This is a genomic window from Bacteroides faecium (assembly GCF_012113595.1).
Classification (GTDB): domain Bacteria; phylum Bacteroidota; class Bacteroidia; order Bacteroidales; family Bacteroidaceae; genus Bacteroides; species Bacteroides faecium.
This window is the reverse complement of record NZ_CP050831.1, coordinates 501,658-525,415: the sequence shown is the minus strand read 5'-3', so window position 1 is coordinate 525,415 and position 23,758 is coordinate 501,658. Positions and strand designations below refer to the sequence as shown.

16 protein-coding genes are annotated in these 23,758 nt (G+C 47.3%); 12 read left to right on the top strand and 4 right to left on the bottom strand.

Annotation, left to right across the window (positions count from 1 at the left end; translation table 11 throughout):
• The first annotated feature begins 132 nt into the window (after positions 1-132).
• The 12 genes from ftcD (at position 133) to BacF7301_RS02035 (ending at position 15,338) form a co-directional block, all read left to right on the top strand.
• Entirely contained in the window at positions 133-1,035 is a 903-nt protein-coding gene (gene ftcD / locus BacF7301_RS02090) for a glutamate formimidoyltransferase (protein WP_167959794.1), read from the top strand.
• Between the two features lie 14 nt (positions 1,036-1,049).
• Positions 1,050-2,303: an imidazolonepropionase gene (gene hutI / locus BacF7301_RS02085; protein ID WP_167959792.1), complete on the top strand. Its 1,254-nt coding sequence runs from the start codon at positions 1,050-1,052 to the stop codon at positions 2,301-2,303.
• A 24-nt stretch (positions 2,304-2,327) separates the two neighbouring features.
• Positions 2,328-2,957, top strand: coding sequence for a cyclodeaminase/cyclohydrolase family protein (locus BacF7301_RS02080; protein WP_167959790.1), 630 nt, complete (start codon positions 2,328-2,330; stop codon positions 2,955-2,957).
• Complete coding sequence (hutH, locus tag BacF7301_RS02075; protein WP_167959788.1) at positions 2,954-4,453, top strand: histidine ammonia-lyase; 1,500 nt, start codon at positions 2,954-2,956, stop codon at positions 4,451-4,453. The genes BacF7301_RS02080 and hutH overlap by 4 nt, the downstream gene beginning before the upstream one ends.
• A gap of 352 nt (positions 4,454-4,805) precedes the next feature.
• Positions 4,806-5,462: a TetR/AcrR family transcriptional regulator gene (locus tag BacF7301_RS02070; protein ID WP_167959786.1), complete on the top strand. Its 657-nt coding sequence runs from the start codon at positions 4,806-4,808 to the stop codon at positions 5,460-5,462.
• A gap of 44 nt (positions 5,463-5,506) precedes the next feature.
• Complete coding sequence (locus BacF7301_RS02065; RefSeq protein WP_167959784.1) at positions 5,507-6,856, top strand: TolC family protein; 1,350 nt, start codon at positions 5,507-5,509, stop codon at positions 6,854-6,856.
• 33 nt (positions 6,857-6,889) lie between these two features.
• Complete coding sequence (locus BacF7301_RS02060; protein ID WP_167959782.1) at positions 6,890-7,906, top strand: efflux RND transporter periplasmic adaptor subunit; 1,017 nt, start codon at positions 6,890-6,892, stop codon at positions 7,904-7,906.
• A 73-nt stretch (positions 7,907-7,979) separates the two neighbouring features.
• Positions 7,980-11,120 (top strand): efflux RND transporter permease subunit, encoded by a 3,141-nt coding sequence (locus BacF7301_RS02055; RefSeq protein ID WP_167959780.1) that lies wholly within the window; start codon positions 7,980-7,982, stop codon positions 11,118-11,120.
• A 30-nt stretch (positions 11,121-11,150) separates the two neighbouring features.
• The gene (locus BacF7301_RS02050) at positions 11,151-11,444 is read left to right on the top strand and encodes a PG0541 family transporter-associated protein (RefSeq protein ID WP_167959778.1); all 294 of its coding nucleotides are present in this window, start codon (positions 11,151-11,153) and stop codon (positions 11,442-11,444) included.
• A gap of 115 nt (positions 11,445-11,559) precedes the next feature.
• Complete coding sequence (locus BacF7301_RS02045; RefSeq protein WP_167959776.1) at positions 11,560-12,957, top strand: SGNH/GDSL hydrolase family protein; 1,398 nt, start codon at positions 11,560-11,562, stop codon at positions 12,955-12,957.
• Positions 12,944-13,864, top strand: a complete 921-nt coding sequence (locus BacF7301_RS02040; protein ID WP_167959774.1) for an SGNH/GDSL hydrolase family protein — start codon at positions 12,944-12,946, stop codon at positions 13,862-13,864. The genes BacF7301_RS02045 and BacF7301_RS02040 overlap by 14 nt, the downstream gene beginning before the upstream one ends.
• Positions 13,851-15,338 carry an MBOAT family O-acyltransferase gene (locus tag BacF7301_RS02035; protein ID WP_167959772.1) on the top strand — a complete coding sequence of 496 codons (1,488 nt, stop codon included), beginning with the start codon at positions 13,851-13,853 and terminating at the stop codon, positions 15,336-15,338. The genes BacF7301_RS02040 and BacF7301_RS02035 overlap by 14 nt, the downstream gene beginning before the upstream one ends.
• A gap of 173 nt (positions 15,339-15,511) precedes the next feature.
• On the opposite strand, the gene BacF7301_RS02030 is transcribed toward BacF7301_RS02035, so the two are convergent.
• Genes BacF7301_RS02030 through BacF7301_RS02015 form a run of 4 tightly spaced genes read right to left on the bottom strand, consistent with a single transcriptional unit; the run spans position 15,512 to position 23,715 of the window.
• Positions 15,512-18,679 carry a DUF4906 domain-containing protein gene (locus BacF7301_RS02030; RefSeq protein ID WP_167959770.1) on the bottom strand — a complete coding sequence of 1,056 codons (3,168 nt, stop codon included), beginning with the start codon at positions 18,677-18,679 and terminating at the stop codon, positions 15,512-15,514.
• 2 nt (positions 18,680-18,681) lie between these two features.
• On the bottom strand, positions 18,682-21,153 hold the full coding sequence (locus tag BacF7301_RS02025; protein ID WP_245208312.1) for a DUF4906 domain-containing protein: 2,472 nt from the start codon (positions 21,151-21,153) through the stop codon (positions 18,682-18,684).
• Between the two features lie 9 nt (positions 21,154-21,162).
• Positions 21,163-22,305, bottom strand: coding sequence for a FimB/Mfa2 family fimbrial subunit (locus BacF7301_RS02020; protein ID WP_167959766.1), 1,143 nt, complete (start codon positions 22,303-22,305; stop codon positions 21,163-21,165).
• A 21-nt stretch (positions 22,306-22,326) separates the two neighbouring features.
• Positions 22,327-23,715, bottom strand: a complete 1,389-nt coding sequence (locus tag BacF7301_RS02015) for a hypothetical protein (RefSeq protein WP_167959764.1) — start codon at positions 23,713-23,715, stop codon at positions 22,327-22,329.
• Positions 23,716-23,758: the final 43 nt, after the last annotated feature.

The window sequence follows — 23,758 nt, the reverse complement described above, 5'->3', positions numbered from 1 at the left end:
TATTACGGGAGTAATTTCCCATAAAATCGGGGAATAAGTTCCCACAATATATGGAACTACCCGAAGATGTGGATGTTTGAAGTAAAACCTCTAGTTATCCTGTAAATGTAACCTATAACATATATACTTATTATGAATTGGAATAAAATTATCGAGTGTGTCCCCAATTTCAGTGAAGGACGCGATTTAGAGAAAATAGATAAGATAGTAGCTCCTTTCCGTGGCAAGGCAGGCGTAAAGCTACTCGATTACAGCAACGATGAAGACCATAACCGCCTGGTTGTCACCCTCGTCGGCGAACCGGAAGCCCTGCGTGACGCAGTGGTCGAAGCCATCGGAATAGCTGTCCGTCTGATAGACCTGAACCACCATAGAGGGCAGCACCCGCGCATGGGAGCGGTGGATGTTGTCCCCTTTATCCCCATTAAAAACACTACGATGGAAGAAGCTGTCGAACTCTCAAAAGAAGTTGCCGCCCGCGTAGCCGAGCTATATAACCTTCCGGTCTTTCTATACGAAAAATCCGCCACCGCGCCACACCGGGAAAATCTCGCTTCCGTCCGCAAAGGCGAATTTGAAGGAATGGCCGAAAAGATAAAACTTCCCGAATGGCAACCGGACTTTGGCCCCGCCGAACGTCACCCCACTGCCGGAACCGTAGCTATCGGAGCCCGTATGCCGCTTGTCGCATATAATATCAACCTAAGTACGGACAATCTCGAAATAGCTACCAAGATAGCCAAAAATATCCGCCACATCAACGGCGGACTCCGCTATGTCAAGGCGATGGGAGTAGAGCTGAAAGAACGGAACATCACGCAAGTATCCATCAACATGACCGACTACACCCGTACCGCCCTCTACCGTGCCTTCGAATTAACACGTATCGAAGCCCGGCGTTATGGCGTCACGATTGTCGGCAGCGAGATAATCGGTCTTGTACCAATGGAAGCCCTGATTGACACAGCATCCTACTACCTCGGACTGGAAAACTTCTCCATGCAGCAAGTCCTGGAAGCGCGCATCATGGAATAATTAACAACAACTATATGAGTGAAAACCTGATTATATTCAACGCCCGCATCGTTACCCCTACCGGCTTTTCCGCCCGTAAAGGGGAAGAAATGTCGCAACTGCAAATCATAGAAAACGGGACAGTGGAAGTAACCAAAGGCATCATCACCTATGTCGGCGAGAACCGTGGTGAAGACCGCGACGGCTACTATCAACACTACTGGCATTACAATGCCCGCGGGCACTGCCTGCTACCCGGTTTTGTCGATTCCCATACCCATTTCGTATTCGGCGGCGAACGTTCCGAAGAATTCTCCTGGCGTCTGAAAGGCGAAAGCTACATGTCCATCATGGAACGTGGCGGCGGCATTGCCAGCACCGTGAAAGCAACGCGGAAAATGAACTTCCTGAAACTCCGTTCGGCAGCCGAAACCTTCCTGAAGAAGATGAGCACGATGGGAGTGACCACGGTAGAAGGAAAAAGCGGCTACGGCCTCGATCGTGAAACCGAACTGCTGCAACTAAAAATAATGCGTAGCCTGAACAATGACGAGCATAAACGCGTCGACATCGTTTCCACTTTCCTCGGCGCTCATGCCCTTCCCGAAGAATATAAAGAAAGAGGTGATGACTACATCGACTTCGTGATTCGTGAAATGCTTCCGGTTGTCCGTGAAAACGAACTTGCTGAATGTTGCGATGTCTTTTGCGAACAGGGCGTTTTCTCCATCGAGCAATCCCGTCGCCTGCTCCAAGCCGCCAAAGACCAAGGCTTCCTACTGAAACTCCATGCTGACGAAATAGTTTCCCTCGGCGGCGCTGAACTGGCAGCCGAACTGGGTGCCTTATCCGCTGACCATCTGCTGCACGCTTCCGATGCCGGAATCCGTGCAATGGCCGATACCGGCGTAGTAGCCACCTTGCTACCTCTGACCGCCTTTGCCCTGAAAGAACCCTATGCACGCGGACGGGAAATGATTGACGCCGGCTGTGCCGTAGCCCTTGCCACCGACCTCAATCCGGGAAGCTGCTTTTCAGGCTCCATCCCTTTGACCATCGCCCTGGCATGCATCTACATGAAACTAAGCGTAGAAGAAACCATCACCGCCCTGACCTTGAACGGAGCCGCCGCCCTTTATCGGGCCGACCGTATCGGCAGCATCGAAGTCGGCAAGCAAGGCGATTTTGTCGTCCTGAACTCCGCAAACTATCACATTCTACCTTACTATATCGGAATGAATAGCGTAATAATGACCATAAAAGGCGGCATGCTATACCCCGCCAATTAATAACCAACTAAAAAATAGAATACCATGTTAGCAGATTTAACCGTAAAAGATTTCTTAGATAAAGTGGCTTGCAGTGACCCTGTGCCCGGTGGTGGCAGTATTGCTGCGCTGAACGGAGCATTAGCTTCCGCCCTTTCCACAATGGTAGCCCGGCTCACCGTAGGTAAAAAAGGCTACGAAGTCAGCGAAGAACTGATGCAGCACGCCCAAACCATCACTCTCCGCTTGCTGGACGAGTTTATCGCACTCATTGACAAAGACTCCGAAGCTTACAACGAAGTATTTGCCTGCTTCAAACTCCCCAAGGCGACCGATGAAGAAAAAGCCGCCCGCAGCGCCGCCATTCAGGAAGCGACCAAAAAGGCCGCCCTCATTCCCCTGGAAGTAGCTCGAAAAGCCCTGGACATGATGACAATCATCGCAGACGTAGCCCACCTCGGCAACCGGAACGCCATCACAGACGCCTGTGTCGCCATGATGTCCGCCCGTTCTGCCGTCCTCGGAGCTTTGCTGAATGTCCGCATCAACCTCGGTTCGCTCAAAGACCGGGAATTTGTCCTGCAACTGCAAGGCGAAGCCGATAAGATAGAGCAAGCCGCCTGTCAGAAAGAAAAAGAAATACTGGATGCCGTTAACCAAGACTTGCGCGTATGAGTAAGAATGTATATCATGTCGGTTCCGGCGAACTGACCTTCGAAATCATCGAACGGATAATCAATGAGAACCTGAAACTAGAACTGGCTCCCGAAGCCAAGCTGCGCATTCAGAAATGCCGCGACTACCTCGACCGTAAGATAGCTTCTTCCGAAGAACCCCTGTATGGCATTACAACAGGCTTCGGCTCCTTATGTACCAAAAACATCTCTTCTGATGAACTGGGCACACTCCAGGAAAACCTGATAAAGAGCCATGCTTGCAGCGTAGGTGAAGAAATCCGCCCCGTCATTATCAAACTAATGATGCTGCTGAAAGCCCACGCGCTCTCTCTCGGACATAGCGGCGTGCAACTCATCACCGTGCAGCGCATCCTCGACTTTTTCAATAACGATGTCATGCCCATTGTCTACGACCGCGGTTCCCTCGGAGCATCCGGCGACCTTGCTCCGCTGGCCAATCTCTTCCTTCCCCTGATTGGTGTTGGTGATGTTTACTATAAAGGAAAGAAATGCGAAGCCATCAGCGTTCTCGACGAATTTGGCTGGGAACCCGTCAAGCTAATGAGCAAAGAAGGACTCGCCCTGCTGAACGGCACCCAGTTTATGAGCGCCAACGGCGTATTCGCCATGCTCAAAGCCTTCCGTCTTTCTAAGAAATCCGACCTGATTGCCGCCCTTTCCCTCGAAGCCTTCGACGGCCGTATCGACCCGTTTATGGACTGCATCCAGCAAATCCGCCCTCACCGGGGACAGATTGAGACAGGCGAAGCCTTCCGCAAACTACTGGCCGGCAGCGAATTGATCGAACGCCACAAAGAACATGTGCAAGATCCCTATTCCTTCCGGTGCATCCCGCAAGTGCATGGTGCCACGAAAGATGCCATCCGCTACGTCGCTTCCGTTCTGTTGACGGAAATCAACTCCGTCACCGATAATCCCACCATCTTCCCCGACGAAGACCGGATTATCTCCGGCGGAAACTTCCATGGCCAACCGCTTGCCATCTCTTATGATTTCCTTGCTATCGCCCTCGCCGAATTGGGAAATATCTCCGAACGCCGTGTCTCCCAACTAATTATGGGACTCCGTGGACTCCCCGAATTTCTGGTAGCCAATCCCGGTCTGAACTCCGGCTTTATGATTCCCCAATACGCCGCCGCTTCAATGGTCAGCCAAAATAAAATGTACTGCTATGCCGCATCAAGCGACTCCATCGTCTCTTCCAATGGACAGGAAGATCACGTAAGTATGGGTGCCAATGCCGCCACCAAGCTATATAAAGTAATGGATAACCTCGAACATATCCTTGCCATCGAACTGATGAACGCCGCTCAAGGCATCGATTTCCGTCGCCCGCTAAAAACGTCTCCGGTGCTGGAACGTTTCCTTCACGCATACAGGAAAGAAGTGCCTTTTGTGAAAGATGACATCGTGATGTACAAAGAGATACATAAAACAGTCGCCTTCCTGAAAAGGAACCAAATTGAATATTAACCATAAACCCATCCCTTTTTCGTTTTTCGTTAATAAGAGTGACTGTTATGGCCGGGTAAGTGTCGATTTTCATCGGCATTTATCCGGCCTTTATCGGTCAGAACCCTTCTGATAGCGATAAAACTTTACTTCTTATTCCTTTACTTCTTATCTTTGCCGTGTATTTGTTCCGTATTTCCTCTTAACACTTGTTTTCATATCAGTCTGTAGAATGATAATAATTCTCAAATGGATTATAAATACGTGGAAACTAGATTTGTTAATTGAGTTTTCTACTTATCTTTGTTCCGTTTTTCCTTTGTAAATGAAGAAAAAACGAAAACTGCATTAAAACAATTAAGAAGAACGAACGATGACAGAGCATGGAAAAGACGCTTCCCAAAGAGCAGAGTTAAGAGAACGAATTGTAGTGGCGGCAATGGAAGCTTTCAGATCGAAAGGCATCAAGAGTATTACAATGGACGATATTGCGGCAGCATTGGGCATATCCAAACGTACCCTCTACGAAGTCTTTTCGGACAAGGAATCATTGCTGAAAGAATGCATATTGAAGGCTCAGGAAGACAGGGATAAATACTTGCAGCAGGTATATGAGGAGTCGCACAACGTGCTTGAGGTAATACTTGCCGTGTTTCAGAAAAGCATTGAAATGTTTCATCGGACAAACAAACGCTTTTTTGAAGACATCAAGAAATATCCGAGGGTGTATGAGATGATGAGAGCCCGTCAGGACAGTGATTCTGAGAAAACGATGTCTTTCTTTAAGGTGGGAGTCGATCAGGGCATCTTTCGTTCGGATGTGAATTTTTCCATTGTCAATATGTTGGTGCGCGAGCAGTTTGACGTGCTGCTGAATACGGACATTTGCAATGAATATCCTTTTATAGAGGTGTACGAGTCTATCATGTTTACCTATATTCGTGGCATTTCTACAGAGAAAGGAGCCAAGGTACTGGAAGACTTTATACAAGAATATCGTAAGAACCGCATTGAAGAAAAGGAAGAATGAGGTTCAGTTGACAAACAATTAAAGATTTAATTAGAAACCAGTTTATGAACAAAATGAAAAGACTGACAGGTAAGAAGATTCTTCTGATGGCTGTAGCGCTCTGTGCATTTGGCTTTGCGAAAGCTCAGGAGACTCAGACAGGGGGGAATACGCTAACCTTAACCTTAGAAAAAGCCTTAGAAATTGCCTTGGATGAGAATCCGACAATGAAAGTAGCGGCAGAAGAAATCGCTTTAAAGAAAGTTGCTGGCAAAGAAGCGTGGCAAAGTCTGTTGCCGGAAGCCAGCATCGCAGGGTCTGTGGACCACACGATTAAAGCGGCTGAAATGAAGTTTAAAGGAATGGATCCTATAAAGATGGGGGATGACGGTACGAACACCGCCAATGCCGGATTGAGTATAAATCTGCCTCTGTTTGTGCCGGGCGTGTATCGCGCCATGTCAATGACAAAGACGGACATTGAACTAGCAGTGGAGAAGTCGCGCGCTTCCAAACTGGATTTGGTGAATCAGGTAAGCAAAGCCTACTATCAGTTGATGCTTGCGCAAGATAGCTACGAAGTGCTTCAGGGAAGCTACAAACTGGCAGAAGACAATTATAATGTTGTCAACGCCAAATATCAACAGGGAACTGTGAGCGAATATGATAAAATCAGTGCGGATGTGCAGATGCGCAGCATCAAACCGAACCTGATTGCGGCAGCCAACGCAGTGACTCTCGCTAAGTTGCAGCTCAAAGTGTTGATGGGCATTACAGCCGATGTGGAGATTAAGATTAATGATAATCTGACTAATTACGAGATGGCTATGTTTGCCAATCAGTTGCGAGAAGAAGAGGTTAATCTGAACAACAATACCACCATGAAGCAGTTCGAACTGAATATGAAGTTGCTGGAAAAGAACGTAAAGTCTTTGAAAACCAACTTTATGCCGACGCTTTCGATGAGCTTCTCCTACAACTACCAATCCTTGTATAATCCGAATATCAATTTCTTCGATTATAACTGGAGCAACAGTTCGAGCCTGATGTTCAACCTCAGCATCCCCTTGTATAAGGCAAGCAACTTTACGAAAGTGAAATCCGCCCGTATTCAGCAGCGCCAGTTGGACTGGAACCGCATTGATACGGAAAGACAATTGAATATGCAGATTGTGAGTTACCGTAACAATATGACTGCCAGCACAGAGCAGGTAGTCAGCAATAAAGAAAACGTGATGCAGGCAAAGAAAGCGGTGACCATTGCCGAAAAACGTTATGATGTAGGTAAAGGCACGGTGCTTGAACTCAACAGTTCGCAGGTATCACTGACACAGGCACAGCTCACTTACAATCAGTCCATATATGATTATCTGGTTGCTAAGGCAGATCTCGACCAGGTATTGGGAAAAGAATAAAGATAGACAACTAAAAAATTACAATTAAGGAATATGAAAACAAGTATCCAATTGGCAGCCCTATTGTTAACTGTATTTATGGGCTCATGTACAGGTGGAAAAGATAAAGTTGCCACGGAGCAGGTGGAAGAAAAACCCATCGTGAAACTGGCAGACGTAAAGGCACGTCCCGTAGATCAGATACAGGATTACACGGCAACGGTAGAAGCGGAAGCGAAAAACAACATCGCTCCTTCATCTCCCGTGCGTATCGACCGTATCTTTGTAGAAGTGGGCGACCGCGTATCCAAAGGACAGAAATTAGTAGAAATGGATGCGGCCAACCTGAAACAGACAAAGCTGCAACTAGATAATCAGGAGATAGAATTCAAACGTATCGACGAACTCTATAAAGTAGGCGGTGCGTCCAAGTCTGAGTGGGATGCTTCGAAGATGCAACTCGACGTGAAGGAAACAGCTTATAAGAATCTGGTGGAAAACACCTCTTTGCTAAGCCCTATCAATGGCGTAGTTACTGCACGCAATTATGATAACGGCGATATGTACAGTGGCGGTGACCCTGTACTGGTAGTAGAACAAATCACCCCGGTGAAACTCCTTATCAATGTTTCCGAAACCTACTTTACCAAAGTGAAGAAAGGCGAACCTGTCGACGTGAAACTCGATGTATATGGCGACGAGACATTTACAGGAAAGATCAGCCTGATTTATCCTACGATAGACGCTACTACCCGCACATTCCCGGTTGAAATCAAACTAGACAACAGGGATCAGCGTGTACGTCCGGGAATGTTCGCCCGTGCTACACTGAACTTCGGTACGGCCGACAACGTGGTTGTTCCTGATTTGGCCATCGTTAAGCAGGCAGGTTCCGGCGACCGTTATGTGTTCGTTTATAAAGATGGTAAAGTAACCTATAATAAAGTAGAGTTAGGTAGACGTATGGGTACGGAGTACGAGTTGAAATCCGGTGTGCCCGATAATTCTCAAGTTGTAGTTGCCGGCCAGGCACGTTTGGTGAACGGCGTAGAAGTAGAAGTTGAGAAATAAATAAACGGTTAACGATTAGTGATTGACGTTTGCTCATTAATCACTGCTCACTAACAAATTAATCCCTAAAGAAATGAGTTTATACGAAGGTGCGGTTAAGAAACCGATTATGACCTCGCTCTGCTTCCTGGCAGTGGTGATCTTTGGTCTTTTCTCCTTGTCCAAATTGCCTATCGACTTGTATCCGGACATTGATACAAACACGATCATGGTAATGACCGCTTATCCCGGCGCAAGTGCTTCGGATATAGAAAATAATGTGACTCGCCCGCTCGAAAATACACTGAACGCGGTGAGCAACCTGAAACATATAACCTCTCGTTCTTCCGAAAACATGTCATTGATTACATTGGAGTTCGAGTTTGGTAATGATATTGACGTCCTCACAAATGATGTGCGCGATAAGCTTGACATGGTAAGCTCACAGCTTCCCGATGATGTCGAGAACCCGATTATCTTTAAGTTCAGTACGGACATGATTCCTATCGTGTTGCTTTCCGTACAGGCGAATGAGAGCCAGTCCGCACTTTACAAGATATTGGACGACCGTGTCGTTAACCCGCTGGCACGTATTCCGGGAGTCGGAACAGTGTCCATCAGTGGTGCGCCGCAGCGTGAGATTCAGGTATATTGCGACCCGAACAAACTGGAAGCATACCATCTGACCATCGAAACAATCAGCTCCATCATCGGAGCCGAGAACAAGAATATTCCGGGTGGTAACTTCGATATCGGTAGTGAGACATACTCATTGCGTGTCGAAGGAGAATTTGATGATTCCAGCCAGTTGGCAGATGTCGTGGTGGGTACGCACAATGGGGCGAATGTCTTTTTGCGTGACGTAGCCCGAATAGTGGATACGGTAGAAGAACGTGCACAGGAAACCTATAACAACGGTGTGCAGGGTGCCATGATTGTTGTTCAGAAGCAGTCGGGAGCCAATTCGGTAGAAATCTCCAAGAAAGTAGCCGACGCACTGCCGAGGCTTCAGAAGAACCTGCCGAGTGACGTGAAGATTGGTGTTATCGTCGATACGTCCGATAACATTTTGAATACCATCGACAGTTTGACGGAAACCGTAGCCTATGCCCTGCTATTCGTAGTATTGGTCGTGTTCCTCTTCCTGGGACGCTGGCGTGCGACGCTGATTATCTGTATCACCATTCCGCTTTCATTGATTGCTTCGTTCATTTACTTGGCAGTTAGTGGAAATACGATTAATATTATCTCGCTTTCGTCCCTTTCTATCGCTATCGGTATGGTGGTGGATGACGCGATTGTAGTGCTTGAAAATGTAACGACACATATCGAACGCGGTTCCGACCCGAAACAGGCGGCCGTGCATGGAACGAATGAGGTGGCAATTTCCGTTATCGCTTCTACGCTGACCATGATTGCCGTATTCTTCCCGTTGACGATGGTAAGCGGTATGTCAGGTGTACTTTTCAAACAGTTGGGTTGGATGATGTGTGCCATCATGTTTATCTCCACCGTAGCGGCTTTGTCACTGACACCGATGCTCTGTTCGCAGTTGCTACGTTTGCAGAAGAAACAGTCGAAAGCATTTAAACTACTCTTTACCCCGATTGAAAAAACATTGGACGGACTCGATACCTGGTATGCGAAGATGCTGAACTGGGCAGTGCGTCATCGTCCGATTATCATTGTGGGATGTATCGTTTTCTTCGTAGTCAGCTTGCTGTGTGCGAAAGGTATCGGTACAGAGTTCTTCCCGGCGCAGGATAACGCCCGTATCGCAGTGCAACTGGAGTTGCCTATCGGTACGAGAAAAGAGATAGCACAGGAACTTTCGCAGAAGTTGACCAACCAGTGGATGACCAAGTATAAGGACATCATGAAAGTATGTAACTATACAGTGGGACAAGCCGACTCGGATAATACATGGGCTTCCATGCAGGACAACGGTTCGCATATTATCTCGTTCAACATCAGTTTGGTGGATCCGGGCGACCGTAACATCACGCTTGAAAAAGTCTGCGACGAGATGCGTACTGACTTGAAAGCCTATCCTGAATTCAGTAAAGCGCAGGTAATTCTCGGTGGTAGTAACACAGGTATGTCTGCCCAGGCTAGTGCCGACTTCGAAGTGTACGGATACGATATGGCGGTGACCGATAGCGTGTCAGCCCGTTTGAAACGCGAGTTGCTGAATGTGAAAGGTGTAACCGAAGTAAATATCAGCCGTAGTGACTACCAGCCTGAATATCAAGTAGACTTCGACCGCGAGAAACTGGCAATGCACGGATTGAATCTGGCAACTGCCGGTAACTATCTCCGTAACCGTATCAATGGTGCCGTTGCTTCCAAATATCGTGAAGATGGAGACGAGTATGATATCAAAGTGCGTTACGCGCCCGAACATCGTACAAGCCTTGAAAGTATAGAGAACATTCTTATTTACAATAGCAAAGGTGAGTCCGTGCGTGTGAAAGACGTCGGGAAGGTAGTAGAACGTTTTGCTCCGCCTACCATTGAGCGTAAAGACCGCGAACGTATCGTGACGGTGTCCGCCGTAATCTCCGGTGCTCCGTTGGGTGATGTTGTTGCCGCCGGTAACAAGATTATCGACAAGATGCATTTGCCGGGCGATGTAACGATTCAGATTTCCGGTTCGTATGAAGACCAGCAGGATTCCTTCCGCGACTTGGGAACACTCGCCATTTTGATTGTAGTTCTTGTATTCATCGTGATGGCTGCGCAGTTCGAGTCTCTGACTTATCCGTTCATCATCATGTTCTCACTGCCGTTTGCGTTTAGCGGTGTCTTGATGGCATTGTTCTTCACAGATAGTACGTTGAGTGTCATGAGTTTGTTGGGAGGTATTATGTTGATTGGTATTGTGGTGAAGAATGGTATTGTGCTTATCGACTACATCATCCTCTGTCGAGAGCGTGGACAGTCGGTGTTGCACTCCGTAGTGACAGCCGGTAAGAGCCGTCTTCGTCCGGTATTGATGACTACCGCTACCACTGTTCTCGGTATGATTCCGATGGCAATAGCCGGCGGACAAGGTTCCGAGATGTGGAGCCCGATGGCGATTGCCGTAATCGGTGGTCTGACGGTATCAACCGTTCTGACTTTGATTCTGATTCCTACCTTATATTGTGTATTCGCAGGAACAGGTATCAAGAACCAGCGTCGTAAACTCCGTCGCCAACGTGAACTGGACCTTTATTTCCAGGAAAATAATTAGAATATTATTAAGAAATAACAGATAAGAAATATGAAATCAGTATTAATAACATTCGACCAGGCTTATTACGAACGAATCATTGCGTTGCTCGACCGTTTGGGTTGCCGTGGTTTCACATATCTCGAAAGAGTGCAGGGACGCGGTTCGAAGACAGGCGACCCCCATTTCGGAAGCCATGCCTGGCCGAGTATGTGTTCGTCTATCCTGACCGTTGTAGACGACAGTAAAGTCGACCCATTGCTGGATACCTTGCATAAGATGGACTTGCAGACCGAGCAATTAGGCTTGCGTGCATTTGTATGGAACATCGAGCGGACCATTTGATAACCGGTCTGCCGGAACAATAAACGGAAAGGAGAATCTAATAAATAATGTAGATTCTCCTTTCTTTTTATGGCTTTTGTCTATCTTTGCGGTCGTTTTCGGATTTAGGAACATTATGGAGATTATAAAGAATTATTTGAAATATTCGTTGTGGTTTGTATTGGTTGTGTTTGCAGCCCTGTTGGGGCTCCACTGGCTTCCGGTCATCACCATCGATGGACACACGATGAGGCGTGTAGACCTTTTGAGCGACCTTCGTTATCCGGACATGGATACTGCCGTAGCCGATTCGGACAGTATCCCCCTGCCGCCTGTGGTAAAGCCGGTTTTCGTAGATACCTGCCGTGCGGGTATGACCTGCATTGAAGATTACAGCGACTCCACTCGTTGCGGCATGGCTCCTTTTTATGAAGCCCTCGACCGTGTCTCTTCCGGGACTTCCGGCTCCGGTGACAACTTGGTACGTATTGCCGTATTCGGCGACTCTTTCATCGAAGCGGACATCTTTACCGCTGACTTGCGGGAGATGCTTCAAAAACGGTTCGGCGGTTGCGGAGTAGGCTTTGTCACCATCACTTCCATGACAAGCGGCTATCGTCCTACGGTGCGACATATGTTCAGCGGATGGTCCAGCCACGCAGTGACGGACAGCGTCTATTTCGACAGGAAGAAACAAGGCATCTCCGGTCATTATTTCGTTCCCCGGAACGGAGCTTATGTAGAGCTGCGCGGGCAGAACAAATACGCTTCGCTGCTTGATACCTGCCAACGTGCTTCCATCTTCTTTTATAATAGAGATTCCGTTCATCTCTCCGCCCGTGTGAACAAAGGAGACAGCCGGAATTATGCATTGGCTCCTTCCGGCGGCTTGCAGGAAGTTCAGGTAGACGGACGCATCGGCTCTATCCGCTGGACGGTGGACCGTGCCGACTCCACGCTCTTTTATGGCTTGGCAATGGATGGCAAGCAAGGCATCATCCTCGATAACTTCTCGTTGCGTGGCAGCTCCGGCCTTTCCCTGCGCGGTATCCCTCAACAAATGCTGAAAGAGTTTAACCGCCAGCGTCCCTACGACCTGATTATTCTCGAATACGGATTGAACGTCGCTACCGAACGCGGACGCAATTACGATAACTACCAGAAAGGGCTGCTGACAGCCATCGACCATCTGAAAACATGCTTCCCGCAAGCCGGAATTCTGCTACTGAGTGTCGGCGACCGTGACTATAAGAACGAGAATGGCGACCTTCGCACCATGCCGGGTGTCAAGAACCTGATTCGTTATCAGCAGAACATTGCCGCCGAAAGCGGTATCGCCTTTTGGAATATGTTCGAAGCAATGGGCGGTGAGGGGAGTATGGCGAAACTGGTTCACGCCAAACCGTCCATGGCAAACTACGACTATACGCATATAAACTTCCGGGGCGGCAAGCACTTGGCAGGACTGCTTTATGAAACATTGATATACGGAAAAGAACAACACGACAGGAGGAAAGCTTATGAAAAAGAATAACCTGCTGCCTGTCTTTATACTGATGCTGGCAGGAATCCTGACTATTGCTCCCTGTTTTCTTTCCGGGATAACAGCGCAAGACCGCATACCCGCCTGCCCGCCATTAAACAAGACTTTAAAGAAAATCAAACCCTTACGGGAAATGACCTGGGCGAACGATACCATTTCCGCGCAAATCTCCTTCCCGACCGCCTTCCGCGAAACCGGGCGGAATGAGATTATCGACAGCATTGCCTTGTTATCTCCCGTATTCGAGCATCTCCGCCAAGTGCGTGCCGGATTGTCTGAAGATACAGTCCGCATCGTTCATATCGGCGACAGCCACGTACGCGGGCATATTTATCCGCAGACTACCGGAGCCCGCCTGACCGAGACTTTCGGGGCTGTCTCCTACATTGACAAAGGAGTGAACGGAGCTACCTGCCTCACCTTTACCCATCCCGACCGTATCGCCGAAATCGCAGCCTTGAAACCCGAACTGCTGATTCTTTCTTTCGGGACGAACGAAAGCCATAACCGGCGTTATAATATCAACGTACATTACAACCAGATGGACGAACTTGTCAAACTCCTGCGCGACAGTCTCCCCAATGTGCCTATTCTTTTCACGACTCCGCCGGGTTCGTATGAAAGCTTCCGGCAAAGAAGGCGCAGACGTACCTATGCCATTAATCCCCGCACGGTGACAGCCGCAGAAACAATCCGCCGCTATGCTAAAAATAACCGCCTGCTGGTATGGGATATGTACGATGTAGTCGGCGGTAAGCGTCGCGCCTGCACCAACTGGACAGAAGCCAAATTGATGCGTCCCGATCATGTACATTATCTACCTGAAGGATACATCCTTCAAGGAAATTTATTATACCAAGCCATCATCAAAGCATATAACGATTATGTTTCCCATTGATATAGATTTCAGCAGACTAAAAGAGGTATTTACTTACGACCCGCAAGCACCGATGATATTCAGCAGTGGTATCTTTCTTTGGCTGTTTGCTGCTTTTATGGTTGTGTATGTGTTACTGCAACGCAAGTACACCGCCCGTATCTTATTTGTCACCCTCTTTTCCTATTACTTCTACTACAAGAGTAGCGGCACTTATTTCTTTCTGCTCGCCCTCGTCACCGTTTGCGACTTCTTCCTGGCGCAACTCATGGCTCGTGCCGAAGGGTATTGGAAACGTAAGGGATTGGTGGCTCTGAGCTTAAGTGTCAATTTGGGGCTTCTCGCCTATTTCAAATATACTAACTTCCTGGGTGGAGTCATTGCATCCTTAATGGGAGGGGAATTCACGGCACTCGACATCTTTCTGCCTGTCGGCATCTCCTTCTTCACTTTCCAGTCCCTGAGCTACACCATCGACGTCTACCGGAAAGATATAAAACCTCTGACGAACCTGCTGGATTATGCTTTCTATGTATCTTTCTTCCCGCAGTTGGTGGCAGGTCCTATCGTTCGTGCCCGCGACTTTATCCCGCAGATACGGAAACCGCTCTTTGTCTCGCAGGAGATGTTCGGACGGGGAATTTTCCTGATTCTCTCCGGCTTGTTCAAGAAAGCGATAATCTCCGACTATATCAGTGTCAACTTTGTAGAGCGTATCTTTGACAATCCCACTCTCTATTCGGGAGTTGAGAACCTGATGGGGCTTTACGGATATGCTTTGCAGATTTACTGCGACTTCTCCGGATATAGTGACATGGCTATCGGTATCGCTTTGCTGCTGGGTTTCCATTTCAACCTGAACTTTAATTCTCCTTATAAGTCCGCTTCCATTACCGAATTTTGGCGTCGGTGGCACATCTCCCTGTCCAGTTGGCTGAAAGACTATTTATACATATCCTTAGGTGGAAACCGGAAAGGAAAGTTCCGTCAATACCTGAATCTGATAATCACCATGTTTTTGGGCGGATTATGGCATGGAGCATCCTGGAATTTTGTACTGTGGGGAACCTTCCACGGTGTTGCTTTGGCATTGCATAAAATGTGGATGACAATCACCGGGCGCAAGAAAGGCGAGCAAAGCCACGGTTGGCGTCGTATGTTCGGAGTGATTATCACTTTTCATTTCGTATGTTTCTGCTGGATATTCTTCCGTAACGCCGATTTCCAAAACTCGATGGATATGCTGAAACAGATATTCACCACTTTCCGTCCTCAGCTATTCCCGCAATTGTTGGAAGGTTATTGGAAAGTCTTTGCATTGATGCTGCTCGGTTTCCTGCTTCATTTTGCACCCGATAGTTGGGAGAATGCGGTATGCCGGGGCGTCATCCGTATGCCTTTCGTAGGAAAAGCTGTCTTGATGGTAGCTTTGATTTACCTGGTTATTCAAATGAAGAGTTCGGAGATTCAGCCGTTCATATATTTCCAATTCTAATTAGTTAAATTTACTCCTGTACATTGGTTTAAAACCAAGAACTCGTTTCTCACCGAGAAACAAGTGTTTCCACACCGAGGAAACTACAGTTTCTCGGTGAGGAACAAATTGTTGGTTAAAATTCGGAAATGAAGTTTCCAATAATCTGATTGGTAAGTTTAATTTTGCTAAATCTACGGGATGTCCTTGATACAGCGTAACCGATTATAACTATTATAAGATGCCTTGGATCTATTATATATCGTAAGACCATAATTGGCATCAATAGCACCACTTGTTGCTTCTGTTGAATCCCAACTTTTTTTAGATGCTTGTGTGGAACTCCAATATCCATAGGAATAACTTTTTGCCTTATTTTTGTTTAATGCCTCAAATCCTGTTTCAGAAAAGTCTTTTTCTAATTCATGAACGAATATTAAAATCATGGATAGTTCCCGACTATTCGGCACACGCCAGCTTCCCGGTTCGTCTTTTCCACTCTTTCCTCTATAGGCGTAGCATCCGGTATTCGTGGCTTGTGATGGGATATCCCAATTTTGGCTATTGGCAGTATTGAGTCTACCGTTTGCTTCCGCCCAAGTCATAGTGATGCTGTTTGCTCTCGGATTCCCTTCGGTATCTTTGAGTATATCACTGGCAAGATTATTTTGCGTATCACCGTCATTGTACACGTCCGTAGGCGATACAATAAATCTGGATGATGAAAAAGAAGAAACTAAAATTTCGGGGGTAACGGTACTATTGTAGAGTATCGGATAATTTTTTCTCACGCGAGAAACTTTTTTACCTAATGGTTGGGAAGTATCTGCTTGAGGATTGGTCGGGTCGTATTCTGTACCTTTTGTAGAATAACTATATAGATCCAATTCCTCATATAGTTCGGATTTCCCTTCGGCAGTCGTTCTATCTATGATTCCGTAAGGCAGAGTGGATAAATCTATCATGGCATAGGTGTCTCCATTGTCTATATATGTGGTTACTTTGGTTCCTGCTTTTCTTTCTGGAGGAACAGGTATGTCTCTGACACAGCGAACCCGTTTCCAACTGTCTTTACTTGTGTTGGCGGAAGTCCATCCTGCCACTTCTATCGACCAGCCGGGAGCACTGGTAATATCAAGTTCCGATGCTAATGCATTCGGGGCGTCATAAATAATAGTTCCGGCGGAGGCTAGTATCCCTAATGCTTGATATGTGGATGGTAAATACCATTCCAGTTCATTATTATCAGGATCGTTCGGGAGATAATCTATCACACCGTTTCCGTTTTTATCTCTATTTAAGTCATGACAGAATCTTGCATGGAAGCTGTTATAGTAATTATATTGATATAAGTCTATATTACCATTGATTTTTCGCATAGTTGGAATGATACTCTCCTTGTTGTAATTAACAACGTAGTTATCGGGATTTGTTGCTAAATTGAATGTTGCTTGTTTACCGTTCATAAAACTGCGGTAGTTTGTTTCGGCATCCTGATTCTGATTCCATGTATAATTGGTCAGGACATTATAATATCCGGAGTATATGTAGTCTGCTGGTGTTATTTGATCGTCAATTCTGTTATTGTTTTCATTAAATGCATCGATGATGAGCCCCTCTGTGTATTGCCCATCTTTTATTTCACCGCCAAACAGACCGGCATAATGTCCTCTTTTTTGCTTAATGGTATATATTCCTTCACGTTTTTTGGAAATTCCTTCGGCGGTAATATCTTCGGTAGTCACTTTTACGTAGAGAGTTCGCTCATATACGAAATCGGAAGGGGTGTAGTTTGTAACAGCCTTATAAATCTTGTTTCTATCGAATTCGGGGGTTACAATCATCCCATTTTCATCGGTGATATACTCGTCCGCATATAGGTATAGTTTGAATCGTGTTGGCACGAAAATATTGGTTTCTATCTGATTGGTGAGTGTCTTTGCGCTACCATTGCGCACCACTTCCGTATAATTGGGGTAGGATGAAAGTTGCAGCCAGTTCTCTGTTGGAGAACCTATGTTAACTAATTGTGTGCATGTTGCATCTTTGTAAATGCCGACAGTTACTTTACGCCCTTGTGCATAGATGATAACCGGCCGCCATCCATAATGAGCGTCAAAATAAACACCAGATGCTCCATCTATTGTTGTCGTTTTATCGTCACCGGAAATTTTGCGTGATATTGCTGAAAGATAAACCTTCTGTTCGGCCGTGTATGAACGGATACGTCCATCATTAAGATCAACAGAATTAATGATTGTCCGGAGATCATAATAGCTGTTTATCTCCACATCAAAATTGTCCGTGTTGTTATTTCCAACATATATCTGGTGGACTGTATAAAGACTTCGACTGCTTTTGGCGTATGACCACGCTTCGATATTTGTACCGGCTTCGGGTGCTTTTCCCGTTCCGTCGGTCACTTTCCGGTATCTGTCCCTTTCGGATGCTATATCTGTTACGGTTCCTTGTTTGTTCTGCGCAACATACCATTGCGATGTGAAGAAGCCGTCCGTGTCCTTGTCTGCGTCTTCGAAAGCATTGTCGCTTTCCAGGTCTGCCATTGGGATATTGTCTATTACGTCTTTATCTGCCGATGCTGGGTTGATACATAATTTGGTGGGTACTTTGAGTAACCTCATACCTTCGAGCGTGTTTTCCGTGACATCGAATTTATGTTTCAGTGTGATGCGGGATACCAGCCGTTTAACTTCTATACCACCGGAGAAACCATCCGGTGTGCCGTAGACAATTTCACCGTTGTCGCTATCTCCGGTTTTTCTTACGCTGACGCCTTTTGCGGCTCCGGCGTATGGAATTTCGCTCTCATTGGTTATCCGCGAATAGTAGAGCCCGTTTCTGTTGTCAACATAATCCAGTTGCAGGTTTTCAAGTTCGTTGATGTTTCGTATTTCCGCCAGGTTGGCCGCTACGGTTACTTTTTTGCCTAAAGCTACCAGGTAAAGCGTCTGGTCAGTGCCCACGCGTAGCGTGACATTCAGCAGAGCCATGTCGTTTACCATCGTCACCTCGTCGGAAACCTGCTGGGGCGAGCCATGTATGGAGCCGTCGCTATGAAACTGAAACAACCATAGATTGTACAGTTCCGTCACCTCTCCCGAACGTGTTTTGGCCGGAGATGTCTCTTTGAAGAATTCAATGGAAAAGCCTTTGCCGGCGGATTCGCTCCTCGATTGTAGCTGCTGCGGGATAGAAGCCGGGGGTATCTTAAAGCTAAGCGCTACTTTTACGCGTTCGCCTTCTTCTCCATTGCCGGAAGATGACAACAGTTCTTCTCTGACGCATGAGGTCAGAGCCATTATTGTCAGCACTATCAGTATATTTGTAGTTTTATTTTTCATGGTCACTTCGTGTTTTGGTAATAACTATAAGAGCTTGATGATATATCGCGATACCCAGATTCGTCTTTCTCTTTCATATATACAACAAAAGAAAGTCCGATAACATCCGGCGTATCATTAGCGAGTATATTCAGTTCCACGTCATATCCATGTTGGTTTCCATCTGTAATGGTTGCAACTGTGCTTTCTTCACCGCGGGGAGCGCTGAGATAAGTATACCGGACTTTAAGTTGAGCTCCTGTGGGCATGGCTACGTCGTCAGGAGTAAGTTCGATATGTATGGTATACTTGCCTCCCTCTCCTTTTATTCTATTATCGGTTCCCAGACCATTAATACTTGGTATTCCTTTGATGCTATATCTGCTCTGTGTTATCGTGAAATAATAAGTAGTCTCTTCACCGGTGAAGTGCATGGAAGTGAACTTCACTCCAAAGGTGCGGTCTTCGGTCCTTGATTCCCTGCGTGCGATGTACGCTTTGGGAGTCTGGGTATAAGAACCTTCGATTTCGTGCGTAACTCCTGTGGCTAAAGGTGCGAAGGAGAAGTCATCGAAATTCATGGAAGTTCCTGCGTGGTCTCCGCTCTTGATAAGTTCCATTTTCCAGTATGGCACGTTACTGTCCACATAGAAAGGCAGTCCGTTGATGGCTGCTCCCTTATAGTTTACGGACGTAGGCGGGTTGATTGTTATACGGGCTGCAGGAATGTTGTTTCTTACGCAACGAACGGTATATCCTTGTCCGGGAGCGGCTGCGCCGAGCGCTGCTGCTGTCGGATTCCGGCTGTCGAAGGAGAATGTCTTGTTGCTTTCCGTACTCCAATAGTTTCCCTTGTAATTATGGGAGGAAACCAGCACTCCGCTTTCATTGCGGTACTTGACGTTGGGTATCAGCAGTTCATGAAAAGAACGGTATCCATTATCATTTTCACTTCCTGTTCCGTTTGCTGCCTTCATCAATATGGTATATTCAGTAGGATTGGCCATGTGCCACTGTTGGTTGTCTAGCTTCCCTTCCACACCTATCTGATGAGGGGATAATGCTGCCAGACGGCAGGGATCTCCCTTACCCTGTGCTACCAGTTCGGGCGTATTCCCTGACGGGATATTGCTCGCATCCGTGATATAAGGGACATCATCCCAGTTACCGATACCCGTCACATCGAAATTTCCGGGATACCAGATTACATCATTGGTCGTTTCAACAGCCGTCGGGGCAGTGAACCCCTGCTCTGTAGTAGCCGTAGCATCATTTCCGGTAGCTATCAGGCTGCCGTATTTGAACAGGGCATCGTGGTAGGCATCATCCTTATATACTTTGAGTATGCCGGAATAGGCCGTGTAGTCACTCCACACATTGACATTCTTGTTGAAGTCCGCCTCCCGGTCGCTCACGATAACCAGTCCTTCCACCGGCTTCCAGTTTACCGTGATGTTGTACAGCTTGACAGGTTCAATCACCACATAGATGCCTTTGCTGCCTATCTGCTTAATGGTCGCATACACATTATAATTGGTATTACGAAGAAGTCTGAAATTTGCATCTCCTTCACGGAGCAGTATCTTGTACGTAGTGGGTACGCCCCCATAAGTTGCGTTGATAAACAAATAAGCGGCATTATCCGGGTCAGTAGCTTTTGTTTCGTCGTCCGTTCCATTCTCATAGAACGATTTTTCCGCAATAATGGCGGTTGGAAAGGTGTGATACAGTTTGCCGTTGTACTCTTTGTCTCCTCCGGATGCGGAAATGGTCATTTCGGGACCATTGAAGAGATTCTGTTTGGTATTGTCGGCATCCAGCCGGTCTACCAGATAACTGTTGCGTGGTATATTGCTAACCTGCACGTTGCTGATTTTTATTTCTTCCGTCACCGCATTGTCCTGTCGTAAAAACACGGATACTTGCGACATCACGCGGGGCATATCGATGGTTGCGGTTGTGGATGCTGTCGTGAAATCACCTTTGTATCTGCCGCCTTCCGAGTTGTATACGGGGCGCAGTTGCGCCACTCCTTGTCCGGACGTCGTTCCCGGTTGAATCTTTATCTCTCCCAGATTGGCCAACGACATATTGCCGGAGGTCAGCGCGCTGTTTTGCCAGTCGAATCCGGCGCCGTCGATATCCGTACGCTTCGTCACGACATTCAGTTTCTCCGTCAGTTCGGGCGTCTCGTTGATGATGGCGGCGAAAGAATATACTCCCGGGCTGACAGCAAGATTGAACAGCCCGTTGTCGTCAACGTTCAGCGTCCCGTTGGAAGTGGTATAATTATTCAATAATGTCTCATTCTGAAAGAGCATGAAACGCACTTTCTCTATGGTCACTCCTTCCACCACATTGCTGGCAAAAGCTCTGGTCTTTATCTGTACGGTCACTTTCTCCGCTTCAGGCAGGTTCATGACAGCAGACTCTTTAGCGCAGGCCGACAGGAGTGCGGCCGCAGCCAATGTCAGTATTCTATTTCTTATTCTCATCTTCATATCCTATTCAGCAGGTTTCACGTTCACAATTTCCCATTTTCCGATAAAGATTCTGATGTCCAGGCTAGCGCCGATACGTACTTCGACCGGATGTTCGTATATCCGGTCGAAATCACTCTGCGATTGGTAGATATACGCTCCCGTGTCGGGGTTGCGTGCCTTAAGCAGCATACTGACGATGTCAATCGGCTGTTCCGGAATCCTGCGTCCGCCGGGTGTCTCGATATATAAAAGCACCGGACGGTCCATTATCAGCCGCAATACCTTGATGTCGGCAGAGAGCGTGTTCGCGTCCATCGATGTCTTGAATGGAGAGTAGCGGACGGAGCGGGCATACCCGTCAAATGTGTTGTCGGACTTATACCTCTCGTCGGTGGCAACCGCCCACAGTTTGAAGTCCGTATCCCGGTTCGCGGCGGGCGTGTCCCGGACTTCCGGCGTGAGATGCTCCATTCCGCTTAAAGTGACTTTCAGTAGGTTGGTGTTGCGGATCAGTTCGATGCGGCGTGTAGTGACCACGCTGTTTTTAACTTCCACGGTTTCATAGGTATATATATCGCTTTGGGGATGGCGGGAGCCTGCCGCGCCATACCACAGGTCATTTATCTCCTCTGCTTCCGGAACAAGTTCTTCGGGCAGTCCGGATGCCGTCCGGCATTTTAAGAACATATAAAAGTCGTCCGCCATTGTCGCTCCCGGCGTGACGTCTTTCCTTAAATTATGGCTTTCCGGATTTTTCATTTCTCCATGAAAATAAGTAGTGTTGTCTTTCTGCCCGTTATCCGCCCATGATATAATCCTGTATTTTCCCGGCGGCACTTTATCCAGGTTCATCACATACTCGTCAGAGAGCTTTCCCCACGGGTTCGGTTTTGACACTGTCTGTATCTGTCCGTTTTGCAGGTAACTATATTTCAGTTTGTCTCCGTTGTCTGTCGCGTGGAGTTGAAGTATGCCGTCCGTGTCAAACAGGTACACGTGAATCCGCCGCACCTTTTCGCTGAAGAGATTGCCGTTGCCGGTATGATGGGTGAAGTAGAAATCGAGTCTGAGTCCCGAAAAGCAATCTTCCGTGTTCTCTTTGGTGCATCCTGCAAAAAGAGATGCAGTAATCAGGAGTATTCCTATGAAATATGTTCTATTCATTCTTTCTTTTATTTTCTCCGGTTAAAGTTCTACTTCCAAGTCTTTGTCTCTCCACTTGGAGACACGAAGTCCGAGTGCTAGATCTGCGCCTTCGGGTTCGGGCACGTGGGATGTCTGGTCGAAATCTTTGATGATGGGATCAGATTCCGTAGCTTTGTCGCCGTCGGTAATGCGGACTTCCAGCCCTAATGACCACGGGGTGATAACGACATCGTCGAGGTCGAGGGAATAGCAATATCCCGGCTTGAATGTGGTGATTGTCTCATGGTTGCTTTTATCGGTGAATGCCCTGATAGTCAGCCAGCGTTTTACCTTGTCGGTACTGAAGCCCATGATAAGATGGGGCATTCCGTTTTTGATTTCCTGCAAGGTGGCGCCTGCCGCTACGGACTGGGGAAAAAGATGGAAAGCGTTCACTTTTGTATTGTCTGATGTTCTGGTGTCATACATATTCGACTGCTGCCCTTCTTTCTTGTATTCGGCGGCGCCTGCGGCGGTATTCCATTCGGAAATGCCGTCGTTAGTGTTCTTTATGATAGTGCTGGCGTTGAGGCTCGGCTTGAAATAATTCATATAAAAATAGAATCCGGTTGGCGTGCTGTTGATATCGAAGCCGTCGGGGAAGGGCGACCGGATGAGCCGGACACGATAGGAATAGATGGCGGCAGCGGTAGCGTCTGTTCCGTATTTCTTCTTGAAATTCTCCCGAGCTCCTGCTTCGGCTGTGGCGATATTGGCTTCGGTGAAGTTCTTGATTTTGTCTCTGCCTGCGGTTCCGTCCGTCCAGTCGAATGTGTCGTTTGTGGTTGCGGGGTTGGTGACCACGATTTCCCCCGGTATGATTTCAAACCGGCTCAATACGGGAGACACTTCCACGGTGGCTTTCACCTTGACAGAGAAAGGGTCCGATTCCTCGGGGATGACGATTATTTCTTTGGTAACTCCTTCGTAAGGAATCTCTGTCCGGTTCATGGTAGGGGCGGGCGGGCCGTCCTGACTGCTTACCTGTAACTGGTTGATAAGCGGATTCTCCTCTTTAAACCGGTTTATCGTCACTTTCACGTATTGGGTTGTTACCGGAATCTTGGGTATGGAGAGTCTTGCCAACTCTCCGGTGGCGGTATTCCTGATGCCTGCAATCTCCGCATCGGTGGCTGTATAGGTGAATATAGGAGCGGCTTCAAGAGATTTATATAAATCGACTTTCAGCGTTTTTATCTCTGTGAAAGGCAATACATATCCCTCTCCATCGTTGCCGGTGATAGGGTCATCTACGGCTCTGGTGGAGACGCTGCCTAATGATAAATTAATTTGTAGCTCGATGCCGGAGCCTTCCGGCGAAGAAACGCGGCTCTCCTGGCTACAACCTGTCAGTATGGCAATCAACCCTACGAAAAAGATTTTTCTCATAATTCTGCATCAAAAAATGAATCTCATACTAACCGTTACAAGG